The sequence below is a fragment of the Marichromatium sp. PS1 genome (assembly GCF_041155115.1).
GTDB classification, from domain to species: Bacteria; Pseudomonadota; Gammaproteobacteria; order Chromatiales; family Chromatiaceae; genus Marichromatium; species Marichromatium gracile.
On record NZ_BAAFHB010000002.1, the window covers coordinates 547,328 to 573,785 of the forward strand.

Genomic DNA, 26,458 nt, shown 5'->3' on the forward strand with positions numbered 1-26,458 from the left:
TCCGTTAGTTGGCCATCTTTTCGGCCTTGGCCACCGCTTCCTCGATGCTGCCGACCATGTAGAAGGCCTGCTCGGGCAGGTGGTCGTACTCGCCGTTGACGATGGCCTTGAAGCCGGCGATGGTGTCCTTGACCGAGACGAACTTGCCGGGCGCGCCGGTGAAGACCTCGGCGACGAAGAACGGCTGCGACAGGAAGCGCTGGATCTTACGGGCGCGGGCCACGGTCAGCTTGTCCTCGTCGGAGAGCTCGTCCATGCCGAGGATGGCGATGATGTCCTTGAGCTCCTTGTAGCGCTGCAGGGTGCCCTGCACCGCACGCGCGGTCTCGTAGTGCTCCTGGCCGACGACGTTGGGGTCGAGGATACGGCTGGTCGAGTCGAGCGGGTCGACGGCGGGGTAGATGCCCAGCTCGGCGATCTGACGCGACAGCACCAGGGTGGCGTCGAGGTGCGCGAAGGTGGTCGCCGGCGACGGGTCGGTGAGGTCGTCGGCAGGCACGTAGACGGCCTGGAAGGAGGTGATCGAGCCGGTCTTGGTGGAGGTGATGCGCTCCTGCAGGGCGCCCATCTCCGAGGCCAGGGTCGGCTGATAACCCACCGCCGAGGGCATGCGCCCGAGCAGTGCCGAGACCTCGGTACCGGCGAGGGTGTAACGGTAGATGTTGTCGACGAACAGCAGCACGTCACGGCCTTCGTCGCGGAAGTACTCGGCCATGGTCAGGCCGGTCAGGGCGACGCGCAGACGGTTGCCGGGCGGCTCGTTCATCTGGCCGTAGACCAGGGCCACCTTGTCGAGGACGTTCGACTCCTTCATCTCGTGATAGAAGTCGTTACCCTCACGGGTACGCTCGCCGACACCAGCGAACACCGAGAAGCCGGAGTGCTCGGCGGCGATGTTACGGATGAGCTCCATCAGGGTGACGGTCTTGCCGACGCCGGCGCCGCCGAACAGGCCGACCTTGCCGCCCTTGGCGATCGGCATGATCAGGTCGACGACCTTGATGCCGGTCTCGAGGATCTCGGTGGTGGTCGACTGGTCCTCGAGCTTGGGCGCGGGACGGTGGATCGACCAGCTTTCCTCGGCGCCGATGTCGCCCTGCTCGTCGATGGCGTTGCCGAGCACGTCCATGATGCGACCGAGGGTCTTCTGGCCCACCGGGACCTGGATCGGGGCGCCGGTGGCGGCGACCTCGAGGCCACGCTGCAGGCCGTCGGTCGAGCCCATGGCGATGGTGCGGACGACGCCGTCGCCGAGCTGCTGCTGCACCTCGAGGGTGAGGCCGACGGACTCGATCTTCAGTGCTTCATAGACCTTGGGCATCTCGCCGCGCGGGAACTGTACGTCCACCACCGCGCCGATGATTTCCACCACGTTACCGGAACTCATAGTCTTTTCCTCTTCTGCCTTGCGGCGTCTAGCGATTCTGTCTGGGTCTGATCCTGGCCGGGGTCGCCGGGGTCAGCCGGCGGTGGGTCAAACCGCCGCGGCGCCGCTCACGATCTCGGAGATTTCCTGGGTGATAGCGGCCTGGCGCGCCTTGTTGTAGACGAGCTGGAGTTCGTCGATCAGGTTGCCGGCGTTGTCCGAGGCGGCCTTCATCGCGACCATTCGCGCGGCCTGCTCGCAGGCGACGTTCTCGACCACGCTCTGATAGACCAGCGACTCGATGTAGCGGGTGAGCAGGGCGTCGAGGACGGTGTGCGCATCCGGCTCGTAGATATAGTCCCAGTGGTAGGGCAACGCCTCCTCCTGCTTCTCGGCGGGGGCGATGGGCACCAGCTGGCGGATCTCCGGGCGCTGCGTCATGGTGTTGACGAACTCGTTGCTGGCGACATGGATCGCGTCGATCTCGCCAGCCTCGAAGGCGTCGAGCATCACCTTGACGGTGCCGATCAGATCCTCGATGTGCGGGGTGTCACCAAGATGGGTCGCCTGCGCCAGCACCTTGCCGCCGAAGCGCTTGAAGAACCCCAGCGCCTTGCTGCCGATGGCGCAGAAGACCGGCTCGATGCCAGCGGCCTGCTGCTCCTTGATCTCGGCACTCAGACGGCGGAACAGATTGCTGTTGAGGCCGCCGCACAGGCCGCGATCGGAGGAAACCACGATATAACCGACGCGCTTGCGCGGGCGTTCCGTGGCCATGAAGGAATGACGGTACTCGGGCGTCGCTTGCGCCAGATGGTGGATCACCTGGAGCATCTTGTCCGCGTAGGGCCGGGAGGCAGACATGCGATCCTGCGCCTTGCGCATCTTCGATGCTGCAACCATCTCCATGGCGGAAGTGATCTTCTGCGTGCTCTTGATGCTCGCAATCTTGGTGCGGATTTCTTTGGCGCCTGCCATTTGATCAAGCTCCCAGCTTCCAGCGCCCGATCCCCGACTCGAAGGTCGGTCGCGGCGCCTGTTTGATTCGGGTCGGTTGTAAGGTCTCGACAACGCCCAACCGCCGCGGGGCGGCGGTTGGGCGCATGTGGATGCGGGCGCTTACCAAGTATTGTTCGCCTTGAAATCCTTGAGCGCCGCGTGCAGACCCTGCTGGATCTCGTCGTTGAAGCCGCCGGTCGAGTCGATCTTGCTGAGCAGCTCGGCCTGCTGGGACTTCATGTAGCCCTGCAGCGCCGCCTCGAAGTCGACGACCTTCTTGACGTCGACGTCGTCGAGGTAGCCCTCATTGGCGGCGAACAGCGAGACGGCCATCTGGCCGACGCTCATCGGCGAGTACTGCGCCTGCTTCATCAGCTCGGTGACGCGCTCACCGCGCTCGAGCTGCTTGCGGGTGGTCTCGTCGAGGTCGGAGGCGAACTGCGAGAAGGCTGCCAGCTCACGATACTGCGCGAGTGCCAGACGGATACCACCGCCGAGCTTCTTGATCGCCTTGGTCTGGGCCGCGCCACCGACTCGCGACACCGATAGACCGGCGTTGATGGCCGGACGGATACCCGAGTTGAAGAGGTCGGTCTCGAGGAAGATCTGACCGTCGGTGATCGAGATCACGTTGGTCGGAACGAATGCCGAGACGTCACCGGCCTGGGTCTCGATGATCGGCAGCGCGGTGAGCGAGCCGGTCTTGCCCTTGACCGCACCGTTGGTCGCCTTCTCCACGTAGTCGGGATTGACGCGCGCGGCGCGCTCGAGCAGACGCGAGTGCAGGTAGAAGACGTCACCGGGGTAGGCTTCGCGACCCGGCGGACGACGCAGCAGCAGCGACACCTGACGGTAGGCCCAGGCCTGCTTGGTGAGGTCGTCGTAGACGATCAGCGCGTCCTCGCCCTTGTCACGGAAGTACTCACCCATCGAGCAGCCGGCATAGGGCGCGATGAACTGCATCGCGGCCGAGTCGGAGGCGCTGGCGGAGACGATGATGGTGTGATCCATCGCGCCGTGCTCTTCGAGCTTGCGCACCAGGGCCGCGATGGTCGAGTTCTTCTGACCGACCGCGACGTAGATGCACTTAACGCCGGTGTCCTTCTGGTTGATGATCGCGTCGAGCGCCACCGCGGTCTTACCGGTCTGGCGGTCGCCGATGATCAGCTCACGCTGGCCACGACCGACCGGCACCATGGCGTCGATCGCCTTGAGACCGGTCTGCATCGGCTCATCGACCGACTGACGGGCGATGACGCCGGGGGCCTGCTTCTCGATCGGCGAGGTGGCTGCGGCCTCGATCGGGCCCTTGCCGTCGATCGGGTTGCCGAGCGCGTCGACCACGCGGCCGAGCAGGCCTTCACCGACCGGCACCTCGAGCACGCGCCCGGTGCAGCGCACCCAGTCGCCCTCGGAGAGGTTGGTGTAGTCGCCGAGCACCACCGCGCCGACCGAGTCGCGCTCGAGGTTCAGCGCCAGGCCGTAGGTGTTGCCGGGGAACTCCAGCATCTCGTAGTACTGAGCGTCGGACAGGCCGTGGATACGCACGATGCCGTCGGTCAGGCTGACGATGGTGCCCTCGGTCCGGGCCTCGGTTTGAAGATCGTATTTCTCGATCTTCTGCTTGATGAGATCACTGATCTCGGATGGATTCAGTTGCATGGCGGTGTCCCGTTCAGAATTGCAATGCGTTGGCGAGTCGGTCGATCTTGCCGCGGACCGTGTCGTCGATCACCAGGTCCCCGGCACGGATCTCCAGCCCACCAATCAGCGCGCTGTCGGTCTCGACCGTGAGCTCCACCTGCCCGCCAAGACGCGAGGACAGTGCAGTGGCGAGCGCCGCGCGTTGCGCCTCGTCGATCTCGAACGCACTGCGTACGGTCACGCGCCGCATGCCCTCGTCGGCGCTGCGGCTGACTTCGAACAGTCGGGCGATCTCGGGGACGGCCGCCAGGCGTGCGTTGTCGGCGAGCAACCGGAGCAGGTTGGCAACCTCCTCCGGCAGGTCCTCGCCACAGACTTCGAGGGTGATGTCGCGGATGGTCTCGCGGGACACGTTGGGGTTGGCGATCAGCGCGACCATCTGCGGGTCGCCGGCCACCGCGGCCAACCGCCCGAGTGCGTCGGACCATGCCTCGACCTGTCCGGTTTCCTTCGCGCGCTCGAAGGCCGCTTCGGCATAAGGCCGTGCGATGGTGGTGATGTCTCCGGCCATGGGTATTCCCTAGAGCTGCTTTGCGAACGAGTCGACGATCGACTTGTGGGCGTCGACGTTGATCTCCTTCTGGAGGATCTTCTCCGCTGCCGCGACGGCGAGCGTGGAGACGCGCTCACGCAGCTCTTCGCGTGCGCGGTTGGTCTCCTGATCGATCTCGGCGCGCGCCGCGGCGAGCAGCCGATCGCCCTCGGTCCGGGCGTCGCTCTTGGCCTCCTCGACGATGTCGGTGGCCCGCTTCTGGGCCTGACCGACGATCTCGGCGGCGGAGACCTTGGCCTCCTTCATCAGCTCGAGTGCGCGTTGCTCCCCGAGGGCCTGCTCCTGATGGCCACGTTCGGCGGCGGCGAGGCCTTCGGCGATCTTGGCCTTGCGCTCCGCCAACGCGTTGACGATGGGCGGCCACACATACTTCATACAGAACCCGACGAACACCGCGAAGGTGATCATCTGGGCAAACAGAGTCAGATTGATATTCATACCTATGCCTCTTGCCTGAGCCTCATGTGGGCGAGGAGTCTTCTCGGCCCGCGGGAGGGAGCAGGATGCGCGCTAGGCAGCGAACATCAGGAACAGACCCATGGCGATCGCGATGACGGGCAGTGCGTCGACCAGGCCCATGACGATGAAGAACTGGGTGCGCAGCATCGGGATGAGCTCGGGCTGACGGGCAGCGCCCTCCAGGAAGCGACCGCCGAGGACGCCGATGCCGACGCCGGCGCCGACTGCGCCCAGACCCAGCATCAGGCCAGCGCCGATGTACTTGATGACCTCTGCGAATGCTTGTGCGACTTCGAGTTCCATAGTTCTCTCCAGGATTGAAGGTCAGAGCCTTGATTGAAGGTCAGAGCCTTGAAAAACGGGGTTTAGTGATGCTCCTGGTGTGCCATGTCGAGATAGACGATGGTCAGCACCATGAAGATGAACGCCTGCAGCGTGATGATCAGGATGTGGAACACGGCCCACACGAACTGCAGAACGCCGCCGGTGGCGTTGAGCACGAAGCTGCCACCGTAGAGCAAGGCGATCAGGATGAAGATCATCTCGCCGGCGTACATGTTGCCGAACAGTCGCAGGGCGAGCGAGATCGGCTTGGAGATCAGACTGATCCCTTCGAGCACCAGGTTCGCGGGCATGCCCCACTTGCCGAACGGCTGCAGGGTCAGCTCGCCGAGGAAGCCACCGACGCCTTTCATCTTGACGCTGTAGTAGAGCACCATGATGAAGACCATCAGGGCCATGCCGAAGGTGGCGTTGGGATCGGTGGTCGGCACGATCTTGAGATAGACATGGTGCGGATCGGCGCCGAACAGGGCCATGAACTGGCCGAACAGATAGGGCACCAGATCGACCGGCAGCAGGTCCATCAGGTTCATCAGGAAGACCCAGGCGAAGATGGTCAGCGCCAGCGGGGCGACCATCGGGTTCTTGCCACTGAAGGAACCGCGGACGTTGTCCTCGACGAAGTCGACGATCCACTCGACGAAGTTCTGCGCCGCACCCGGCACGCCGGCGCTGACGCGTTCGGCCACACCCTTGAAGAACCAGAGGAACAGGCCGCCGAGCAGGATCGAAAAGAACATGGTGTCCAGATTGATCGCCCAGAAGCCCATCTCCGCGGCCTCCGCGCTGTTGTGCGCGAGCCCCAAGCCGTGCTCGGGGTGTAGACCGAAGGTGAGGTTGGTCAGATGGTGTTGAATGTATTGTTCAGCGGTGAGCGTTTCGGTAGCAGCCATCGATCATTCTCACTTCGTGTTTCGTTTGGCCTGTTGGGCCGCGATCAGGATCGGCATCACTTGCATGAGGAAGTAGGCCCCCAGCAATGCCGGTATGTTCAGGTCGTCGAATGTTGCGAAGGCAACGACGAACAAACCCAGGACCAACGCGATCTTTGCGACTTCGGCACGATAAAAACGCATGACCAAACGCTCAGGCGCCTGGGCGCGATAGGCGCGAAAGACCCAGGCCGCGAGCATGGCGTTGGCCAGCAGGCAGGATCCAGAACCTATGAGGACCGATAGTGCAACGGAGCGACCGAACGGCAGGGCGAGTAGCACCGACACCAGGCTGAGGATCGTCTGTATTTTCAGGACGTTCCCGGCCTGAAGCGCATCCGGCTGTTGCATCAGATCATCGTGGTTTGGTTGAGCGCGTCGCTCACCGGACGCGAAGTATAGGGGATCGCTAATATCGGGTCAATGTAACCGCGGGGTGCCCGGAGCCTTGCGCGGCGCGGGTTTCGGGCCGATGACGAAGGTCTCGACGAACCCGTTCCCGGGGCTGGATCCCTTTGATCGAGCCGGTGTTTCAGCATCCTTCTCGGGGGGGCGGCCTCGCCCGGCACACTGCTCAACGGATATGGCCGAGGATGCCGTCGAGCTCGTCGAGGCTGGTGTAGCTGATCACCAGCTTGCCGCTGCCGCGGCTGCCGTGCTGGATCCGCACCTCGGCGCCGAGCCGGTCGGTGAGATCGTTCTGCAGTCGGCGGATGTCGGGGTCGGTCACTCCCTTCCGATCCGCTGCCGCCACCGGGCTCTCGCCCTGCTGTTGCCGTCGCACCAGTCGCTCGGTGTCGCGCACCGAGAGACCGCCGGCGACCACCTGTCGGGCGAGCGCGCACTGCATCTGGCCCTTGACCCCGAGCAGGGCGCGGGCGTGGCCCATCTCCAAGCGGCCATGATCGAGCTGGTCCTTGACCTCGGGCTCGAGTTCGAGCAGGCGCAGCAGGTTGGAGATGGTGGTGCGCGACTTGCCGACCGCCTCGGCCACCTCTTGATGGGTGAGCTCGAACTCCTCGACCAGACGGTGCAGCGCGGTGGCCTCTTCCAGCGGATTGAGATCGGCGCGCTGGATGTTCTCGATCAGCGCGATGGCCAGCGCGCTGGTGGCGTCGAGTTCGCGCACCAGTGCCGGGATCTCGCTGAGGCCGGCCTGTTGACAGGCGCGCCAGCGCCGCTCGCCGGCGACGATCTCGTAGCGCCCCTCGGCCAGCGGTCGCGCCAGGATCGGCTGCAGCACGCCCTGGGCGCGGATCGACTCGGCCAGCTCGCGCAGCGCCTCGGGGTCGAAGTCGCGGCGTGGCTGATAGCGCCCGCGCTGCAGCTGCTCGAGCGGCAGGCGCACGATGCGATCGCCGGGCTGAGCGGTGGCGACGGCCCCGGACTGGGAGGCGGTCTCGGCACCGCCACGGGTGGCGCCGAGCAGGGCGTCGAGTCCGCGCCCCAGCCCCTTCTTCTTGTTCGGTCGGGTGGTTTCCTGGTCCATGTCAGGCGGCGTTGCGGCCCTTCTGCTGGCGGCGCAGCACCTCGCTGGCCAGCGCCATGTAGGCGATCGCGCCCTTGGAGGACGGATCATAGAGCTGGGCCGGCATGCCGTGGCTGGGGGCCTCGGCGAGGCGCACGTTGCGCGGGATGATGGTGCGGTAGACCTTGTCCTTGAAGTGCGCGATGAGCTGGGTCGAGACCTGGTTGGCGAGGTTGTTGCGCGGGTCGTGCATGGTGCGCAGGATGCCCTCGACACGCAGCGTCTCGTTGCGGTTGGCACGGATCTGCTCGATGGTGTCGAGCAGCGCCGAGAGCCCCTCGAGGGCGTAGTACTCGCACTGGATCGGGATCAGCACCCCGCGCGCGGCGACCAAGGCGTTGACGGTGAGCATGTTGAGCGAGGGCGGGCAGTCGACGATCACCAGCTCATAGGCCTGGGCGGCGCGCTCGAGCACCCGCGCCAGACGGTGCTCGCGGTCGGGCGAGTCGATCAGCCCGACCTCGGCGGCGGTGAGATCGGCGTTGGCCGGCAGCAGGTCGAAACCGGGCGAGGGCTCGGTGATGCGCTGCAGACAGTCGGCGATGGGGATGTCGCTGAGCAGCAGGTCGCAGCTCGAGTGCTCGAGCGCGTGCTTGTCGACGCCACAGCCCATGGTGGCGTTGCCCTGGGGGTCGAGATCGACCAGCAGCACGCGTCGCTTCATCGCCGCCAGACAGGCGGCGAGGTTGACCGCGGTCGTCGTCTTGCCGACTCCGCCCTTCTGATTGGCGATGGCGATGATGTTGACCATGCTCGACTCAGTCGCTCCGAAATTTCGATCCGTTAGCCAGCCGTTGCGATGAGTGCGCGCCCCATGGTGGCGGTCGGATCAAGGCTCGTGCCGCGTTTGCGGTAGATGCGAGGCAATGGTACTGAATTTTCAGCTCGCCCGGTATCCGGGCTTGGAACGCACTTCAAGTCATCGCCACCTCCGCCGCCTGGCCGAGGGGGGAGGGCTAGGAGTTCGTGTGTCGGCGCCCGGCCTAGTGTGGTGCCGTGGCGGGATGCTGGCGATACCACTCAGCGAAGGCGCCTCCGGTCATCGGCTTGCCGAGGCGGAAGCCCTGAAGATGGTCGCAACCCATCGCGTGGAAGAACCGCTGATCGGCCTCGCTCTCGATGCCGACGACGGTAACGTCGAGTCCTAGGGCCCGCCCGAACTGGATGATGGTGTCGATGATGGCTGGCATGCCGCGCGCCGTGTGTAGCTGTCGTACCAGCGCTTGGTTGATCTGGAGTCCGGTCAAGGGTAGTTGATCGAGCTTGCTGAGGCTTGAGCAGCCCAGGCCGAAGTCGTCAATCACTAGCTTGACACCGAGAGCCCTGAGAGCGGCGAGTTGATCTGCGCTGCCGTCTGGGTAATCGAACAAGGTAGATTCACTTAGGTGTAGCACTAGCGCGGAGGGCTCTGTCCCCGCGTCTTGGCAAGCGTCGCATAGTCCTTGAATGAAGTGCGGATGAAGAAACTCTCGTGTCGAAACATTTACTGAGATTGGTATCGGGGGTAACCCCGCAACTCGCCATGACTGATGTTGTCGGCACACTTCCCGGATGACCCAAAGTCCGATCTCATGGGTGAGGTGGAGTGATTCGGCTACAGGTAGAAAGGTTGAGGGTGGGATTGGTTCCTGGTCGTGCTGCGGCCATCGCAGTAGCGCTTCAGCCCCATGCAGACACCCTTGCTTCAAGTCCAGGACCGGTTGATAGACGACACGAAACTCTTCCTTGGCGATTCCTTGACGCAGCTGTCTTTCCAGCGTGGCACTGCTCATTACCTGCTCGTTGAGCGCAGCAGTGACGAATTGATAGTGTCCCGGGCGGATTTGTTTTGCGTGGTACATGGCCAAATCGGCGCTTTGCATGAGCTGCTCGATCGTCTCGCCATCTTGTGGATATAGGCTGATACCGAGGCTGGGTGCGCAGTGTAGTTGCAGCTGACCGATAGTATACGGAGGCGCCAGGGTCGCGATGGCCTTGCCCGCTGTGCGAGCGACGTCCGTGGCGTCGTCGATCTTGCTTAGTACGGCGACGAACTCATCGCCCCCCAGGCGGGCGACGATATCCTCTGCTCGGAACAGTGTCAGCAGTCTCTGGGCCACCGCTTGCAGCAACAGGTCGCCGACCGCGTGACCGTACATGTCGTTAACCGCTTTGAAATCGTCTAGGTCGAAGAACAGTACCGCCAGTTGGCGCTTGCTGCGCCTTGCGCTCACTAGCATTTGATTGGCCAATTGGTCGAGTAGTCGACGTGTCGGCAGGCCGGTCAGTGGATCGTGCTGGGCCAGGCGGAGTGCGTGTAGCTCAGCCTCCTTGCGGCGGGTGATGTCCTGCTGCGCCAACAGGATACGCTGATATGTGTTGTTGGCGTCCTGGATGACCTCGGGTCTGGCCTGGAGCCAGCGGTAGGCACCATCCTTGCAGCGTAGCCGATATTGTATTTCGCACGATTCTCGGTTGGCAGCGAAGCCACGCAGCTTTGCAAGGCTGGGCTCGCGATCATCAGGGTGTAGCAGTTCGGCCCAGTCGTCGAAGTTCTTCGGCAAGGCGCCCTGGTCGTACCCCATCTGCCGCTGCCACTCTAAAGGAAATATCACTTGGTTGGTGTGCGGCGTCCATTCCCAGAACGCCAGCTCGGCGAGTGTTGCTACCAAGTGCAGCCGTGCCTGGCTATCGATGATCTTTTGTTCATCACGCTTGCGGATGGTGATGTCCGTCATGATCAGGCGCCAGTCGTGATGAGCCGTGTCGGTGGTCGTCTCTGGCACCAAGCACGCATCCAGGCTGACCCAGATGATCGGTGTGGCTGTTGATGGGCGAAGGCGAAGCTCGTAGTGCTGAGTCCTTCCTGTCGACCACAGCGCACGCCGGTGCTGGTAGTGGATGTCTTGGTCTTCGGGGAGGATGAATTGCGACAAGGGTTTTCCGACCAAGCCGGCGCGTGATAGTCCCAGCAGGGTTTCTGCGGCAAGGTTTGCCTGCTGGATAATACCTGTCTCACTCAGGGTGAGATAGCCGACGGGGGCGAGGTCGTAGAGGTCGAAGTAGCGGGCGCGGGACAACTCTAGGGCTTCTTGCGTCCGTCGCAGTTCTTCGTTCTGCAGCTCGAGTTCGATCTGATGGACCCGTAACTCGTGATTGCTTTGATTGTCGGTTACAAGTGCTGCGTCACGGATGGCGCAGAGCTGCGCTTCGGCGCGTTGACGCAGCTCTTTGAGGGGAATCGGTACCCCTGGTGGAGGGCGCGCCGGCTGTTCTCGATCTGTTCGATCAGGCATGGATGCAACTCCCTCGAATTAAGCAAAAGACTGGAATCCTCTTTTATCTACGTGTTTGATGCTTAGAAATATAAGGTTGTGCTTGATGGTGCGGTGAGTTGGCGCCAGGTCTTGATGGAGACGGGCCTGACTTCTGCCCTCAACACACGACCGAGAGAGCTGTCGTCGCTGCGTTCGGACTCTTTCCTGTCTATGGCGATTTGGGCGTGTCCACTCGGGGCGAGGTGTCCTTGATGGTGATCAAGACGTTGTCGTGATCGGCGTCTGGATGGACGATCCGTCTAGCGTTGAGGCTGAGAGAGCACGACCCGGTTGCCGCCGACTCATAACCAATCACATGGTCTTCTAGTGCCTTTCCTTTAGCGATAGTCTCCAAGAGTTGCCGACGCAATTCAGGATCGTTCCAGCGGTGCTCGTCAAGGTCGCTTAGTGGTTGATCGATGATCTCGGACTGGGGCAGTTGGAAGAATTGCTGAAACGCATGATTGGCCGAGATCACGTGAAGGTCTCCGCTCAATACCAGTAATGGTTCGCGCACGGCGTCTACGATCCCTTCGGCAAAGGCGCGTGCCTCCTTCAGACTCTCCTCCATTTTTCTGCGTGCGGAGATGTCCATGAAGGTGATAACTGCCCCCTCGATGACATTGTTAAGAGTGCGATATGGACCGATCCTTAGGACATACCAGTCTCCCTGCCTGGTGCGGACCTCTTTTTCCGCAGGCTGCAGGGTATTGAGGACCTGTGCTAAATCCTCTGTCAAATCATCGTAGTTTGTCAGATTGGAGACAATATCCCCCACCGGTCGCCCAACATCGGACTGGATCAGGTTGATCAGCCTGGTTGTTGCCGGTGTGAAGCGGGTGATCCTGAGCTGATGATCGACGAACAGGGTGGCAACACCCGTGCCGGCGAGCAGATTGTTCATGTCGTTGTTGACCCGGGAAAGGTCGGCCACCTTGGCTTGAAGCTCCGTGTTGACCGTTGCCAGTTCCTCGTTGACCGATTGCAGCTCTTCTTTTGACGTCTCCAGTTCCTCATTGGTCGATTGCAACTCCTCGTTGACCGACTGCATCTCTTCGTTGGTCGACTTCAATTCCTCGTTTGATGTCTCCATCTCCTCCAGCGTGGTCTGGAGGTATTCCTCCTTGGTCCGCAACTCTTGCTCCAACTCGGCGATTCGCGAATCGGATTCTCCTGTTTTCGACCTTTTTTCAATGTTTTGGCCGGGTCCGTCCTCGACGGAGCCTGTAATCTCCAGGATCGCAAGATACAACGGTTCTGTATCAACGTGGCCTGTCCGTTGCTCGGGATGCACGCTCAGATCGGCCAGGGTGAAGTCGCCGTTTGTCTTGACTCTCAGTCCCTTCAACCGTACTGAATCCCCGGTCGTGACGACGCGCTGTAGGGCGTTCCTCATGGCATGACATAACCCTTCTCGAGCCATGCTGAAGACATTCATTGTTGGATCCCCCGGTGCCGGCTCGAGGAATTGCCCTGTGCGACCGTAGATATAGCGGATGTCGCCGCGCCCGGTGACCAACAGGGCCGTTGGGTCATAGTGACGAAGCAGCGCCTGCTCGGTTCGTTTCCGTAGATCGGACTTGCCTTTGCTGCGTGACATGCTTTCAGGATCGGAGGAGGGTGTATGGGGGCTGGAGATGGAAAGCATGTGCCTCTGAGGCAACAGGGGCGTCAGGGTAACGTCTTGCTGTTCCTTGATGGCGAAGAGCTTCCATTTGCGGTCGACCGGCGTGAACAGTGGATGAGCGTCACCGATGGTTTCAGAATTTCCCAGGAACAGGAAGCCGCTGCTTTTCAGTGCATAGTGAAAGAGAGGTATCAGGCGTCGCTGTAGATCTCCGTTTAGATAAATCAGCAGGTTTCTGCAGCTGATCAGGTCAAGCCTGGAGAAGGGGGGGTCCTTGATCAGATCCTGCTCGGAGAATACCAGTAGATCGCGGATTTCCTTGTTGATGCGGTAGCAGCCTTGCTCTTGGCTCATGACAAAGAAGCGTGCTAGCCGTTCGGGAGAGATATCGGTCGCAATATTAGCGGGGTAGATACCGGAACGTGCCCGCTCGATCGCATTGGCGTCGATGTCGGTGGCGAAGATCTGGAGCCGATAGTCTTGCTTCAGGGTCTCCAGATGCTCCTTGAGCAGGATTGCGATGGAGTAGGCCTCTTCGCCGGTGGAACAGCCGCAGATCCATACCCTGACTGGTGACCCGGCCGGTTTCTCATGGAACAGCCGAGGGATAACCTCGCGCTCTAAGATGGCGAAAGCCTCGGGGTCACGGAAGAAGCTGGTGACCCCGATCAGCAGGTCATGGAATAGCGCATCGATCTCCAGCGGATTGTGTTGGAGATATCGTACGTAATCGCGTTGTTGCTCGATCTGGTGTAACGCCATGCGCCGTTCGATGCGCCGTATTAGCGTACTCTGCTTGTATTGCGAGAAATCGTGGCTGCTCTTGTCTCGCAGCAGCAGGCAGATCTTCGTCAGCGTATCCACGCTTTTGGATGAAGGCTCAGAGGTATGCGCTTCCCTGCCGAAGGCATGGGTCACATAGGCCATGAGCTGTGCCGGCATTTCCGCGGGTGGGAGCACGAAATCGACCAATCCGGTGGCGATGGCACTACGTGGCATGCCGTCGTAAGCGGCGGTCTTGGGCGCCTGGGCCATGACCATCCCGCCCTCGCCCTTGATCGCTCTGGCACCGAGCGTGCCGTCACTGCCGGTGCCAGAGAGCACCACACACAAAGCCCGCTCGTGTTGATCCTGCGCCAGTGAGCGGAAGAAGAAGTCGATCGGTAGTCGCTGTCCGCGTGGCGCCGCTGGCTCCAGTAAATGGAGGAGGCCATTGAACAGAGCCATGTCGACATTGGGTGGGATGATGTAGACGCAATCGGGCTTGATGCGCAAGCCGTCAACGATTTCATGCACCTGCATGCAGGTGTGGCGCTTGATTAGTTCGGCGAGGATGCTCTTGTGGTTGGGGTCCAGGTGCTGAACGAGTACGAAGGCCATACCGGTCTGTGTGTCCGGTGGAATGGCGGAGAAAAATGCCTCGAATGCCGCCAGTCCCCCAGCCGATGCGCCGATGCCGACGACCGGAAAGCTCAACTCCGCGGGCGATGCGGACTGTTCCGCCTCGGGTTGTGGTGACTGGGCGGCTGGATCGTCCGCCGTCTGGGGTGCTCCTGCGGGGGGTATGTTCATCATCGGTCCTTGGTGGCCGATTGGGCGGAGTACTCGATCGAAGGGATCGGTCGCGTTATGTCGATCGGCGTTCCTTGGTGACGAGACGCGGAGCATGCTGCGACGTGTCGTCTGATCTCAGATCAGCATGGCACATGTCGTCGCATCTCGCGTTGCGGCTTGTGGCGGCGCGGGCGAATGATGGTGGGTTGATCGTCGAGCGTCGTTGCCTGTTTGTGCGGTGTCTGCGGCGGGTCGCCGTCTTGGCTGGGACGCTCAATTAATCGTTACGGATCTCGACCAAGTGACGCGGTTCATCGAGGAAGGGGACGCGCAAGACATGCACGTGGCTGTCTCCGGTCGCGTGCGTGGCCGGGAGTGGGGCCTCTTCGGGGTGGCGTCCGCGCATCAGCAGCATCCGTCCGGGTTGTTCGAGCAGGCATCTCTCCGTGGCGAGCAGTACGTCTGCAGCCGTCACCGCGCGGCTCACGATCGTTTTGAAGCCGTGGCCGGGCCGATAGTCGTCGCTGCGGGCCTGAACCGGTTCGACGTTGGTGAGTCCGAGCTCGAGCACCGCCTGACGCACGAAGCGCACCTTCTTGCCGTTGCTGTCGAGCAGCCAGAAACGGCGCCTGGGCTCCATGATCGCCAGTGGTATCCCCGGTAGACCAGCTCCGGTGCCGATGTCGAGCAGGGTGTCGCCGAACAGGAAGGGGCGGATTGCCAGGCTGTCGAGCAGGTGACGCACCACCATCTCGTCGGGGTCGCGCACCGCGGTGAGGTTGTAGGCGCGGTTCCAGCGCAGCAGCAGCTGCAGGTAGTCGATCAGTTGCTGGTGCTGGGCCGCCGTCGGCTCGATCCCCAGCGCCGCGCAGCCGGCCTGCAGCCGCTCGCCGAGATGGGTGCGCTGGTCCGGGGTGAGTTCGGTGGTCGCGGTGTTCATGCCGGGTGTCGCTTGAGGTGGATCAGCAGCAGCGACACCGCCGCCGGGGTCACCCCGGGGATGCGCGCGGCCTGGCCGACGGTGGTGGGGCGGGTGCGGCAGAGCTTCTCGCGCACCTCGGCGGAGAGACCGCGCACCGCGGCGAAGTCGAAGGTCTCGGGCAAGGGCTTGTCCTCCTGGGCGCGCTGACGGGCGATCTCGTCGCGCTGGCGAGCGATGTAGCCGGCATAGCGGGTCTGGATCTCGACCTGCTCGGCGACCTCGGGAGCGACCGGGTGATCCGCGGTATCGATCAGGACGTTGACCCCGGCGTGATCGACGCCGGGACGGGCGAGCAGGTCGAGCGCGCGCGTCTCGCGCCGCAGCGGCTCGCCGAGCACCGCCTGCATGGCCGCCGGGTCGACCCGGTCGGGACGGACGATGGCTGCGGCGAGGCGCTCGCGTTCGCGCTCGATCGCCTCGCGCTTGGCCGCGAAGCGCGCCCAGCGTTCGTCGTCGACCAACCCGAGCGCGCGCCCGGTCTCGGTCAGGCGCAGATCGGCGTTGTCCTCGCGCAGCATCAGCCGGTACTCGGCGCGGCTGGTGAACATGCGATAGGGCTCGTTGGTGCCGCGGGTGACCAGATCATCGACCATCACCCCGATGTAGGCCTCGTCGCGACGCGGCACCCAGGGCGACTCTTCGCGCAGCCGGCGCACCGCGTTGATGCCGGCGAGCAGCCCCTGGGCGGCGGCCTCCTCGTAGCCGGTGGTGCCGTTGATCTGACCGGCGAGGAACAGCCCCTGGAGCTGGCGCGTCTCCAGCCCCGGGGCGAGGTCGCGCGGATCGAAGAAGTCGTACTCGATGGCATAGCCGGGGCGGGTGATGTGGGCCTGCTCCAGCCCCGGGATCGAGCGCACCAGCGCCTCCTGCACGTCGTAGGGCAGGCTGGTGGAGATGCCGTTGGGATAGACCTCGTGGGTGTCGAGCCCCTCGGGCTCGAGAAACACCTGGTGCGAGTCCTTGTCGGCGAAGCGCACGATCTTGTCCTCGATCGAGGGACAGTAGCGCGGGCCGATGCTGTCGATCACCCCGGTGTAGAGCGGCGAGCGCGACAGCCCGGCGCGGATGATCTCGTGAGTGCGGTCATTGGTGTGGGCGATGTGACAGCTCACCTGCGGCGGGTGTTCGGCGGCGCTGCCGAGGAAGGAGAACACCGGCACCGGGTCGTCGCCGGGCTGCTCGGCGAGCCGCGCGTAGTCGATGCTGCGCGCGTCGATGCGCGGCGGGGTGCCGGTCTTGAGCCGCTCGATTCGCGGCATCAGTTCACGCAGTCGCGCGGCCAGGGCGTTGGACGGTGGATCCCCGGCGCGCCCGCCCTCATAGTTGCTGAGACCGATATGGATGCGCCCGCCGAGAAAGGTGCCGACGGTGAGCACCACCGCCCGGGCGCGAAAGCGCAGCCCCATCTGGGTGCTGACCCCGGCCACCCGCTCGCCCTCGACGATGAGGTCGTCGACGGTCTGCTGGAACACCCGCAGTCCGGGCTGGGACTCGAGCGCCGCGCGCACCACGGTGCGATAGCGGATGCGGTCGGCCTGGGCGCGGGTGGCGCGCACTGCCGGACCCTTGCTGGCGTTGAGGGTGCGGAACTGGATCCCGGCGCGGTCGGTGGCGCGTGCCATCAGCCCGCCGAGGGCATCGATCTCGCGCACCAGATGGCCCTTGCCGATACCGCCGATGGCGGGGTTGCAGCTCATGTTGCCGAGGGTGTCGATGTTCTGCGTCAGCAGCAGGGTGCGTGCACCCGCGCGCGCCGCCGCGAGCGCCGCCTCGGTGCCCGCGTGACCGCCTCCAACCACGATGACGTCGTACTGATCGCTCGCAAACATGTCAGGGAACCCGATCCGATGAAGCCCTTCAGTTTAACCCATATCCACGCGCGCGCGGCGGCGCCGGGAGCCTCGCCATGAACCGACCCGAACCCCGCCCCGTCCCCGCGTCGCCGGTCGATCGCTGCGGCGCGGTGCTCGAGGCCGCCGCCGCGGTGATCCTCGGCAAGGAGCACGAGTTGCGCCTGGCGCTGACCTGCCTGCTCGCTCGCGGCCATCTGCTGATCGAGGATCTGCCCGGGGTCGGCAAGACCACGCTCGCGCACCTGTTGGCGCGACTGCTCGGGCTGGACTACGCGCGCATCCAGTTCACCAGCGACCTGCTCCCGGCCGACGTCATCGGGGTGGCGGTCTATGACCGCGCCAGCGAGTCCTTCCGCTTCCACCCGGGTCCGGTGTTCTCCCAGCTGGTGCTCGCCGACGAGATCAACCGCGCCACCCCCAAGGCGCAGAGCGCGCTGCTCGAGGCGATGGAGGAGCGTCAGGTCACCGTCGAGGGCGAGACCCGCGCGCTGCCCGAGCCCTTCTTCGTCATCGCCACCCAGAACCCGCTCCACCAGATCGGCACCTTCCCGTTGCCCGAGTCGCAGCTCGACCGCTTCCTGATGCGTATCGAGCTCGGCTATCCGGCCGCGCACCAGGAGAAGCGGCTGCTCGCCGGCGAGGACCGTCGCGCGCTGGTGGCGCGCCAGGCGCCGGTGCTCGTCCCCGCCGAGCTCGCCGCCCTGCAGGAGCTGGTGGTGGCGGTGCATGCCGCCCCGGCGGTGATCGACTACGTCCACGACCTCCTCGCCTTCACCCGCGCCTCGGGGCGCTTCGCCTACGGGCTCTCGCCGCGCGCCGGGCTGGGGCTGGTGCGTGCGGCCAAGGCCTGGGCGCTGCTCGGCGGGCGCGACTATGTGCTCCCCGAGGACGTGCAGGCGGTGTTGCCGGCCTGTTGCGCCCATCGTCTGGTCGGCAGTGGCGAGGGCGCTGTGCTCGACGCCTGCCGGGTCGACGCCGAGATCCTCGCCCATGTCCCGGTCCCCTGAACGCGTGCGCTGGCGCGGCTGGCTCGCCGCGCGCTTCGACGCCATGCTGCGCCGCGCCCGCAGCGATCCCGACGGCGTGGTGCGCATCGGCGCGCGCCAGATCTATATCCTGCCCACCCGCTTCGGGCTGGTGTTCGGCGCCGTGCTGCTGGTGATGCTGCTCGGCTCGCTCAACTACCAGAACAACCTCGGGCTGCTGTTCACCTTCTTCCTCGCCGCGGTGGCGCTGCTGGCGATGCACCACGCCTGGTTCAATCTGCTCGGGCTGGAGCTGCAGGCGCGCCCCGGGGCGGCGGTGTTCGCCGGCGAGTCGGCGCGCTTCACCCTCAGCGTGCGCGGGCGCGGTCGTCGCACGCGTGCCGACCTGCGTCTGAGTGGTGCCGAGGATGCCGCCGCGCCGCTCGCCGTCCCCGCCGGTGAGCAGAGCGGCTGCGCTCTGGTCGTCACCACCAGGCGCCGTGGCTGGCAGCCGCTCGGCGAGGTGCGGGTCGAGACCTGCCACCCGCTGGGGCTGTTCCGCGCCTGGTGTCACACCCTGCCGCGTGCCGCATCGCTGGTCTATCCGGCGCCGGCGTCCCTCGCGCCGCCGCCGCCCGGCGCCGGTGCCGGCGCGCGTGCCTTGCCCCGGGGGGCGGGGGCCGGGCTCGAGGACTATGCCGGCGCGCGCGACTATCGTCACGGCGACTCGCCACGCCATCTCGACTGGAAGGCCTATGCCCGCGAACGCGGTCTGTTGACCAAGCAGTTCGAGGGTGAACAGGGGCATGAGCTGTGGATCGACTGGGCGGCGCTCGCCACCGTCGATCCCGAGACGCGGCTCGCCGAGCTCGCCCGTCAGTTGCTCGATGCCGCGGCCGCCGGGGCGCGTTTCGGACTGCGCCTGCCCGGGGTGGAGGAGCCGCTGGCCGCCGGCGAGGCGCAGCTGCAGCGCTGTCTCACCCGTCTCGCGCTGTTCGGCCTGGAGGGCGGCGATGGCCACTGAGCGCGCACACTGGCCCGAGCCCGTCCCGGACCGTCTCCAGCGGCTGTGGTTGACCCTGCTGGTGATCGCCGGCGCCCTGCCGTTGCTGCCCCGGCTCGACTGGCGCATCGGCGCCTTCGCCAGCGCGCTGTTCGCGTTGCGTCTGCTCGCGCTGCGCTGGCACGGGGTGCAGCCCGGGCGCTGGCTGCTGGTGCTGCTCACCCTCGTCGGCATCGCCAACTGTCTCCATGTCTACGGCAGTCTCAGCGGGCGTCAGGGCGGGGCGGCGCTGTTTCTCACCATGCTCGCGCTCAAGCTGCTGGAGCTGCACGCGCGGCGTGACCTGCAGATCGCGGCCATCCTGCTCGGCTTCCTGGTGGTGGTGCAGTTTCTCTTCGACCAGTCGCTCGGCCTCGCGCTCTATCTGGCGCTGGTGGTCGGGGCCATGCTCACGCTGCTGGCCGACCTCAACGCTACGACAGGGGGCGGGCGGCTGCGCCCGGCGCTGACCACGACCACGCGGCTGGCGCTGCAGGCGCTGCCGCTGACCCTGGTGCTCTTTCTGCTCTTCCCGCGCCTGAGCGCGCCGCTGTGGGACCTCGGGCTCGATGCCGAGCAGGCCCGCACCGGCTTCTCCGACACCATGGAGCCGGGTGCGGTCAGCGAGCTGGTGGTCAATGGCGAGCTGGCCTTCCGGGTGCGCTTCGATGCCACCCCGCCGCCGCCCGATCAACGCTACTGGCGCGGTCTGGTGTTGTGGCAGACCGATGGGCGGCGCTGGACGGTGGGCGAGCCGCCGCGCACCGGACCGGCCTCGCTGGCGCTCGCCGCCGCGGCCGATCGGCTCGACTACGAGGTGGTGCTGGAGCCGACCGACCGGCGCTGGCTGTTCGCGCTCGACCTGCCGGTCGCGGCCGAGGGGGTGGTGCTCGCGCCCGATCATCTGTTGCGTGCCAGCCGCGCGGTGGAGAGTGCGCTGCGCTATCGGGTGCGCTCGGCGCTCGACGCTCGCACGCCCGCGCCGAGCGCGGCGCTGCGTGACTATGCCCTGCGCCTGCCGGCCGGCACCATCACCCCGCGGATGCGCGCCCTGGTGGCGAGCTGGCGTGGCGAGGGCGCGGACGACCAGACGGTGGTGAGACGCACGCTCGCCTACTTCAACCGCGAGGCCTTCCACTACACCCTGCTGCCGCCGCCGCTCGGGCCGAATCCGGTCGATGCCTTCCTGTTCGAGACCCGGCGCGGCTTTTGCGAGCACTATGCCAGCAGTTTCGCGACGCTGATGCGGCTGGCCGGGATCCCGTCGCGGGTGGTGCTCGGCTATCTCGGCAGCGAGCCCAACGCCATCGGTGGCTATCACATGGTGTGGCAGTCCGATGCCCATGCCTGGGTCGAGGTGCTGCTGCCCGGGCGCGGCTGGGTGCGGGTCGATCCCACCGCGGCGGTGGACCCCTCGCGGATCGACAACCAGAGTGCCTCGCGACTGCTCGGCGCCGGCAACCCGGTGCGCTTCGAGCTGGCCCAGGATGCGTGGCTCGCCCGGCTGGCGCGCGGTGCACGCCAGTTCGCCGACAGTATCGATGCGGCCTGGCAGCAGTGGGTGCTCGACTTCTCGGCCGAGGACCAGCTCGGCCTGCTGCAGCGGCTCGGGCTCGGTGGGCTGGGTGAGTACGGGCTGGCGGTGCTGATGGTCGTGACCTTCTCGCTGACCCTGGGCGCGGTGCTGCTGGGGCTGGTACGCGCGCCGCGCGAGCCCGATCCGCTGGTCGCGCGTCATGCCCGTTTCTGTCGCCGGCTGGCGCGTATCGGGCTGGCGCCGCACCCCGGCGAGGGCCCGCAGGACCATGGCCGACGGGTGATCGCCGCGCGTCCCGACCTCGCCGCCCCGGTCTCGCGCTTCCTCGCGCTCTATCTGCCGGCGCGCTTCGGTCCTGCGCCCGACCCCCGGACCGTGGCGCGGCTCGATGCCCTGTTGCGCGGCTTCCGTCCGCGCCGTCGTCGCTAGTCGCGCGGCGCGGGGACGCGCTCGACCAGCTCGCCGAGCAGGGCGTCGGCGCTCACCCCCTCGATCTCCAGCTCGGCGCCGAGCCGCAGCCGGTGGCGCAGTACCGCCGGGAGCATGCAGCGCACGTCGTCCGGGGTGGTGAAGTCGCGCCCCTCGATGAGTGCGTGCGCCCGCGCCGCGCGCACCAGCGCGATGCTGGCACGCGGCCCGGGACCGCTGTCGACCCCCGGCCAGTCGCGCGCGGCGCGCACCAGCGCCACCGCGTAGTCGAGCACGCGCTCATCGAGTCGAAGCGTGGTGGCGCTCAGCTGCAGGCGTTGCAGGGTCTCGGTATCGAGCAGCGGACGCACCGCCGAGGTGTCGAGCCGGTCGCCGATGCGCCCGCTGGTGGCGGCGCGTACCGCCGCGCGCTCGGCCTCGGCGCTCGGCGGCGCCACCGCGATCTTCAGCAGGAAGCGATCGAGCTGGGCCTGGGGCAGCGGGTAGGTGCCTTCCTGCTCGATCGGGTTCTGGGTGGCGAAGACCAGAAAGGGGGGGGCCAGCGCCAGCGCCTGGCCCTCGATGGTCACCTGTCCCTCCTGCATCGCCTCGAGCATCGCCGCCTGGGTCTTGGCCGGGGCGCGGTTGATCTCGTCGGCGAGCAGCAGGTTGCAGAAGATCGGTCCGCGGCGGATGCGGAAGGCCTCGCGCTTGAGGTCGAACACCGCGTGCCCGGTGACGTCGCTCGGCATCAGGTCGGGGGTGAACTGGATACGCGCGTAGCGCCCCTGTACCGCGGCGGCGAGCGCGCGCACCAGCAGCGTCTTGCCCACCCCGGGCACGCCCTCGAGCAGCGCGTGCCCGGCGGCGACCAGCGCCACCAGCAGCTCGCGGATGGCCTGGCGCTGGCCGCTGACGGCCTGGCCGATGTCCTGTTCGAGCCGGTCGAGCTGGATGACCGCCTCGGTCAGCGGCAGTGGGGTCTGGGTCATGGATCGGTGCTCTCGCGGTTGCCTCCGGGCGATCGGGCCTGCTGCTCCAGTCGCGCCAGGGTGTGGGTGAGGGTGATGAGCGCGCGGGCGCTGCGGGGTGTCTCCTCGAGCGCCTGGGCGAGGCGCGCGCGCGACTCGCCGCTGGCCGCGGCGAGTCGGGTCAGCCGCTGTTGGCGGGGTGCGCGCGCGAGTCCCGGCAGGCGCCTCGCCCACAGCCGCAGCACCCGGGCACGGCTGGCTGCGAGCAGCGCGCGGATCCGCCGATGGCGCCACAGAAAGCGCGCCCCGGCCTCGAGATGGACGAGCCGGTCGCGCGCCGGTGGCGGAGCCGGGGCGAGCGTCGGACCGAGCCGCGCGCCGAGCGACCACAGCCACACCGCCAGGGTGAGCGCTGCGGCGATCAGTGCCAGCGGCGCCCGCGCCCACAGCCGCGCGAGCAGCCCCGGCGGGGGCTCGGCATACAGCAGCCATACCGTGCCGCCGGGTGCGGGGGCGACCAGACGGGCGCCGAACAGGGCGTGGTCGCGCTCGCCGATGCGCTGGCGTGTGAGGATGTCGAGGTCGGCGAGCACGCTCAGCCGGCCGGCGCCGATCTCCCGGTGCGTCAGCGGTTGTCCGCACCGCTGTTTGTCGCCATGGCTGACGCACAGGGTCCGCCCGGGGTCGAGGGCGACCTCGAGTGGCGGCGCCCCGGGCGTCGGGCGCAGCCGGACCGGCGTCGGTGGGCCCGACTCGGTCCAGCTCTCGGGGTGGATCCCGAAGGTCTCGAGCAGCGCGTGGCGCGGCCCCGTCCCCGGCGTGGTCACCAGCCGTCCGCCGGCGGCGATCCAGTCGCGTAGCCGGTCGCGTTGGCGTGGCGACAGCGGGCCGGGTGCGCGCACCACCAGGGTGTCGCCGGGGGGCGGTGGGGCGGCGAGCAGGCCATGATCGGGGCGACTCTCGACGGTGATGCCGAGCCCGATGAGGAAGCGCTCGAAGGCGAGCAGCGGGTTGGCTCGAGCCGCTGCCGAGGGACCGACCGGTACCTGTTCGACCCGGCGCTCGAAGTGGGTCAGGAACCAGCTCGCCAGCGCTGCCACGAGGACCAGCCCGGTGCCGCCGAGGGTGAGCGCGAGCAGGCGCTGTTCAGTGCGCATCGGTCCGTCCCTGCCAGCGACGCCAGTGGCTCAGCAGTCGCTCGACGTGCGCCGCGCTCGGGTCCCGATCGCCGTAGGCCGCGTGCTGGCGCGCCGCGGCGATCGCGGCGAAGGGGACCCCGACCCGGCGTGGCAGCCGGGCGCTCGCCCGCTGCACGCAGCTCCCCTCGGTGGCCCCCGGGGGGAGCGAGAGACCGAGCCGGTCGAGTCTCTCCAGGCTGGCGCGATAGAGCGCGCCGATGGCCGCGCCCCGCTCGCCGGCAGCGAGCAGGCGACGGATCTCGGTCTCGTGATCGATGGGCGATGCGCTGTGCGGCTCGGGCGCGGCCTCGTGCTCCGTCCTGGCCGATCTGGGCAGGCGTGGCGCGCGTTCGCGCCACAGTGCGCGGATGAGTATCAGCAGGGCGATCGCACCGAGCGTCACCAGTCCCCATTGGATGGTGCCGGCGAGCCAGGGGGGCGGGGTCGCCGACCAGGTTGCCTCGGCGTCCTCGGTGCTGCGCTGTGCGGGGTCGGCCACCGGCAGCCACAGTTCGACCTCGCGGGTGGTGCCGAAGTCGGGCGAGTCGAGCACCTCGGCGATGCGCGCGCGGGCCGCCTCGGGGGCCAGCCAGGTCTCGGCCTCGGCCGGTGGCGGGGCGAGCAGCAGCGGCGCGAGCAGCGCCAGCGCCGGGAGCACGGCGGCCGGTGGCGGCGGGGCGCGGCGGAAGGCGAGCTCGATGTCCCAGCCCTCGAGTTCGGTGCGGCGGCTGAGATAGAGCGCGAACCCGGCGCAGACGTAGAAGGGCGCGATCAACGAGCAGGCGAGCAGATAGCAGGCGCTGCTGATCCAGTAGGCCGGCGCGGCGCTGTCCTCGAGTGCGGCGATCAGGTCGATCCCTGGCAGCCCCTCGGGGATCAGCAGATAGAGCCCGAGCAGCATCCCGCCCCAGAGGATCGCCTCGAGGTGATAGCAGACCAGGGTCAGCCATCCGCTGGCGCTGCCCCCGGCGAGGGTGCGCAGCCGCGCCCGTCGCGGCAGCCCTTCGAGCAGCAGCAGCGGGAGCACGAGCGCGCGTCTCGGGCTCAGTCGGCGCCACAACAGCAGCGGCAACAGGCGCGGACGCAGCCCCGCGCCGAGCATCCCCGGGAGGGCGCCGCGTCGCGGGCGCTCGTCGAACAGCGCGCGGCTCGCCCACAACAGCAGCGGGGCCTCGTAGAGCGGCTTGCACCACCACAGCGCCAGCAGCCAGAGGTCGCTGTGGAGCCAGGCCAGCGCCAGCACGATCAGGGTCAGCGGTAGCGCGGTGCACCACCACAGCGCCCAGAGCGCCGGGAACCAGGCGCGGGCGAGGGCGAAGCCGAGATCGATCGCCTGCCAGGCGGGGCAGGGGCGCAGCCGGGCGGTGAGTCGCTCAAGACGCATCGTCGCCACGTCCGGCCAGGGCGATGTAGAGCGCGAGGAGGGTCCAGCCGGCGGCGCCGACGGCGTATTTCACCGCCACCGGCGCCGCGCCGGCCGACCAGAAGGCCTCGATCAGCGCCGCGCCAACGAGCATCAGCGCCGCGCCGGCCACCAGCACCAGGGCATCGCGGGCGTTGACGCGCAGCGCCGCGAGCCGCGGCAGCCGTCCCGGGGCGAACAGCGCCTTGCCGAGCAGCAGTCCGGCGCCGCCGCAGATGGCGATCGCGCTCAGTTCGAAGGGGGCGTGACCGCTGACGAAGGGCCAGAAGGTGATGCCGTGACCGATGGCGCTGAGGTGACCGGCGGCGGCGCCGATGAACAGCCCGTTGAACACCAGGATGACCACGCTGCCGATGCCGAACAGCACCCCGGCGGCGAAGCTGCGAAAGCCGATGCCGACGTTGTTGCGGACATAGAAGCCGAACATCGCCAGATCGCTGTCGGCCGGGCGCACCTGCCCGGGATGATCCCGGGCCGGGTCGTAGAGCGCCTCGAGTTCGGCGAGCTGCTCGGCGTCGACCAGCGTCAGGATCAGCCCGGGGTCGTGATAGGCGCCGAGCGCCATCGCCGCCATCGGTACGAACAGCAGCGCGGCGGCGAGCCACAGCGGCGCGGCGTGACGGCGCAGCGCGCGCGGGAAATCGCGTGCCATCAGCTGCAGTGCGCGGGCGCCGAGGCGCAGCGTGGGGCGGTGGAGCTGGGCGTGACCGCGCCGCACCAGCTGCTCGAGTTCGGCGATCAACCCGGGGGTGTAGCCGCGGGTTCGGGCCAGCGCATAGTGCGCGCACACTCGGCGATGCAGGCCGGGGAACTCGGCGAGCTCGGCGCCGCGGCGCCGGCGCTGCTCGAGCTGCTCGAGCAGCGTGCGATAGCGCGCCCAGTCGGCGGCGTGCTGGTGCTCGAAGCGCTGCTGTCTCATGCCGCACGTCCGTCGGGCGCGCCGCGGTCGAGCCAGGTCGCCCAAGCGGTGATCAGTGCGGGCGCGGCACCGCCGCGCACCCCGCGCGGGGCGGTCAGGACCTCGGCGAGTTCGATGCGCCGCGCCTCGGCGAGTGCGGGCGCGCGCTCGGCGAAGGCGAGGATCGCCGCCCGGGTGGCGGCGTCGAACTCGGGCGGCGGTCGCCGGCCGGTGGTCGATGCCGGGCCCCGGCGTGGCGCCGGGCGGTCGTCGTGCACCACCAGGGTGGCGGCGGCGAGGTCGCCGATGCGGCGGAAGTCAGGGTCGGCGAGGCTCACCACCAGCCCCAGGGCATAGCCTGCGGGGAGGAAGTCGACCGTCCGCAGCAGGTTGCGCAGGGTCGAGGCGGGGAGCCCGACCGGGGTGGCGTCCTCGTGCACCACGCGCAGCCCGAGTGCCCGCTTGCCGGGGGTGGCGCCGCGCCAGACCTCGAACACCACCGGATAGAACCACTCGATGGCGAACACCGCGAGCAGCGCCAACCCGACCCCGAGGTCGGCGAGTGCGAGCAGCGGGAGCAGCAGCAGATAGAGCCCGAGACGGATCAGCAGGTCGAGCGCCAGGGCGAGCGCACGCGGTACCGCTCCGGCGACACGCAGCCCGAGGTCGATGCCCTCGGGGGTCTCGCGCAGGCGCAGGGTGTCGAGCGGCGGTGGTGGCGTGGCAATGTCCCGGCGTGGCGCATCCATGGCACAAAGATGCGGGATTCGCCCGGCGCGGGCAAGCCGGTGGGATCGGTGGTGCCCGCGCCGCGCAGGCGCGCGGCACGGGGCGGGCGATG

General features: G+C 67.0%; 22 protein-coding genes. 3 read left to right on the plus strand and 19 right to left on the minus strand.

Annotated features, from left to right (window positions below):
* Positions 1-4: 4 nt before the first annotated feature.
* The 14 genes from atpD to mnmG all read right to left on the minus strand — a co-directional run bounded on the left by atpD (position 5) and on the right by mnmG (position 17,171).
* Positions 5-1,387 (minus strand): F0F1 ATP synthase subunit beta, encoded by a 1,383-nt coding sequence (gene atpD, locus ACAM26_RS03730; RefSeq protein WP_062272116.1) that lies wholly within the window; start codon positions 1,385-1,387, stop codon positions 5-7.
* Positions 1,388-1,474: 87 nt separating this feature from the next.
* Positions 1,475-2,344 (minus strand): F0F1 ATP synthase subunit gamma, encoded by an 870-nt coding sequence (gene atpG / locus ACAM26_RS03735; protein ID WP_123139190.1) that lies wholly within the window; start codon positions 2,342-2,344, stop codon positions 1,475-1,477.
* 141 nt (positions 2,345-2,485) lie between these two features.
* Positions 2,486-4,027: a F0F1 ATP synthase subunit alpha gene (gene atpA, locus ACAM26_RS03740; RefSeq protein ID WP_123139191.1), complete on the minus strand. Its 1,542-nt coding sequence runs from the start codon at positions 4,025-4,027 to the stop codon at positions 2,486-2,488.
* 13 nt (positions 4,028-4,040) lie between these two features.
* Positions 4,041-4,580 (minus strand): F0F1 ATP synthase subunit delta, encoded by a 540-nt coding sequence (locus ACAM26_RS03745; RefSeq protein WP_062272110.1) that lies wholly within the window; start codon positions 4,578-4,580, stop codon positions 4,041-4,043.
* Between the two features lie 9 nt (positions 4,581-4,589).
* Positions 4,590-5,060, minus strand: a complete 471-nt coding sequence (locus tag ACAM26_RS03750; RefSeq protein ID WP_005222006.1) for a F0F1 ATP synthase subunit B — start codon at positions 5,058-5,060, stop codon at positions 4,590-4,592.
* A 72-nt stretch (positions 5,061-5,132) separates the two neighbouring features.
* The gene (gene atpE, locus ACAM26_RS03755) at positions 5,133-5,384 is read right to left on the minus strand and encodes a F0F1 ATP synthase subunit C (protein ID WP_005222005.1); all 252 of its coding nucleotides are present in this window, start codon (positions 5,382-5,384) and stop codon (positions 5,133-5,135) included.
* 62 nt (positions 5,385-5,446) lie between these two features.
* The gene (gene atpB, locus ACAM26_RS03760; protein ID WP_062272106.1) at positions 5,447-6,316 is read right to left on the minus strand and encodes a F0F1 ATP synthase subunit A; all 870 of its coding nucleotides are present in this window, start codon (positions 6,314-6,316) and stop codon (positions 5,447-5,449) included.
* Positions 6,317-6,325: 9 nt separating this feature from the next.
* Positions 6,326-6,706 carry an ATP synthase subunit I gene (locus tag ACAM26_RS03765; protein ID WP_123139192.1) on the minus strand — a complete coding sequence of 127 codons (381 nt, stop codon included), beginning with the start codon at positions 6,704-6,706 and terminating at the stop codon, positions 6,326-6,328.
* A 223-nt stretch (positions 6,707-6,929) separates the two neighbouring features.
* Positions 6,930-7,844: a ParB/RepB/Spo0J family partition protein gene (locus ACAM26_RS03770; protein WP_123139193.1), complete on the minus strand. Its 915-nt coding sequence runs from the start codon at positions 7,842-7,844 to the stop codon at positions 6,930-6,932.
* Between the two features lies 1 nt (position 7,845).
* Complete coding sequence (locus tag ACAM26_RS03775; protein ID WP_123139194.1) at positions 7,846-8,634, minus strand: ParA family protein; 789 nt, start codon at positions 8,632-8,634, stop codon at positions 7,846-7,848.
* Positions 8,635-8,866: 232 nt separating this feature from the next.
* Positions 8,867-11,158, minus strand: coding sequence for a putative bifunctional diguanylate cyclase/phosphodiesterase (locus tag ACAM26_RS03780; protein ID WP_369613135.1), 2,292 nt, complete (start codon positions 11,156-11,158; stop codon positions 8,867-8,869).
* A gap of 190 nt (positions 11,159-11,348) precedes the next feature.
* Positions 11,349-14,378, minus strand: coding sequence for a chemotaxis protein CheB (locus tag ACAM26_RS03785; protein ID WP_369613136.1), 3,030 nt, complete (start codon positions 14,376-14,378; stop codon positions 11,349-11,351).
* Between the two features lie 259 nt (positions 14,379-14,637).
* A complete protein-coding gene (gene rsmG / locus ACAM26_RS03790; RefSeq protein ID WP_369613137.1) occupies positions 14,638-15,300 on the minus strand; it encodes a 16S rRNA (guanine(527)-N(7))-methyltransferase RsmG in 663 nt (220 codons plus the stop codon).
* Positions 15,297-17,171, minus strand: coding sequence for a tRNA uridine-5-carboxymethylaminomethyl(34) synthesis enzyme MnmG (gene mnmG / locus ACAM26_RS03795; RefSeq protein WP_369613138.1), 1,875 nt, complete (start codon positions 17,169-17,171; stop codon positions 15,297-15,299). Before mnmG ends, rsmG begins: the two co-directional genes overlap by 4 nt.
* A gap of 77 nt (positions 17,172-17,248) precedes the next feature.
* Here mnmG and ACAM26_RS03800 point away from each other — a divergent pair, with 77 nt between their 5' ends.
* From ACAM26_RS03800 to ACAM26_RS03810, 3 genes are read left to right on the plus strand one after another with little or no spacing between them, the layout of a single operon-like run.
* On the plus strand, positions 17,249-18,202 hold the full coding sequence (locus ACAM26_RS03800) for a MoxR family ATPase (protein ID WP_132228174.1): 954 nt from the start codon (positions 17,249-17,251) through the stop codon (positions 18,200-18,202).
* A complete protein-coding gene (locus ACAM26_RS03805; RefSeq protein ID WP_123139200.1) occupies positions 18,186-19,184 on the plus strand; it encodes a DUF58 domain-containing protein in 999 nt (332 codons plus the stop codon). The genes ACAM26_RS03800 and ACAM26_RS03805 overlap by 17 nt, the downstream gene beginning before the upstream one ends.
* On the plus strand, positions 19,174-21,168 hold the full coding sequence (locus ACAM26_RS03810; protein WP_369613139.1) for a DUF3488 and DUF4129 domain-containing transglutaminase family protein: 1,995 nt from the start codon (positions 19,174-19,176) through the stop codon (positions 21,166-21,168). Before ACAM26_RS03805 ends, ACAM26_RS03810 begins: the two co-directional genes overlap by 11 nt.
* Here ACAM26_RS03810 and ACAM26_RS03815 read toward each other — a convergent pair.
* From ACAM26_RS03815 to ACAM26_RS03835, 5 genes are read right to left on the minus strand one after another with little or no spacing between them, the layout of a single operon-like run.
* On the minus strand, positions 21,165-22,139 hold the full coding sequence (locus tag ACAM26_RS03815; RefSeq protein WP_369613140.1) for an AAA family ATPase: 975 nt from the start codon (positions 22,137-22,139) through the stop codon (positions 21,165-21,167). The two genes, ACAM26_RS03810 and ACAM26_RS03815, sit on opposite strands and share 4 nt — an antisense overlap.
* Positions 22,136-23,275, minus strand: a complete 1,140-nt coding sequence (locus tag ACAM26_RS03820) for a DUF4350 domain-containing protein (protein ID WP_369613141.1) — start codon at positions 23,273-23,275, stop codon at positions 22,136-22,138. The genes ACAM26_RS03815 and ACAM26_RS03820 overlap by 4 nt, the downstream gene beginning before the upstream one ends.
* Positions 23,265-24,680, minus strand: coding sequence for a DUF4129 domain-containing protein (locus ACAM26_RS03825; protein WP_123142292.1), 1,416 nt, complete (start codon positions 24,678-24,680; stop codon positions 23,265-23,267). The genes ACAM26_RS03820 and ACAM26_RS03825 overlap by 11 nt, the downstream gene beginning before the upstream one ends.
* Positions 24,670-25,638 (minus strand): stage II sporulation protein M, encoded by a 969-nt coding sequence (locus ACAM26_RS03830; protein ID WP_123139205.1) that lies wholly within the window; start codon positions 25,636-25,638, stop codon positions 24,670-24,672. Before ACAM26_RS03830 ends, ACAM26_RS03825 begins: the two co-directional genes overlap by 11 nt.
* Positions 25,635-26,366: an RDD family protein gene (locus ACAM26_RS03835; RefSeq protein WP_369613142.1), complete on the minus strand. Its 732-nt coding sequence runs from the start codon at positions 26,364-26,366 to the stop codon at positions 25,635-25,637. Before ACAM26_RS03835 ends, ACAM26_RS03830 begins: the two co-directional genes overlap by 4 nt.
* Positions 26,367-26,458: the final 92 nt, after the last annotated feature.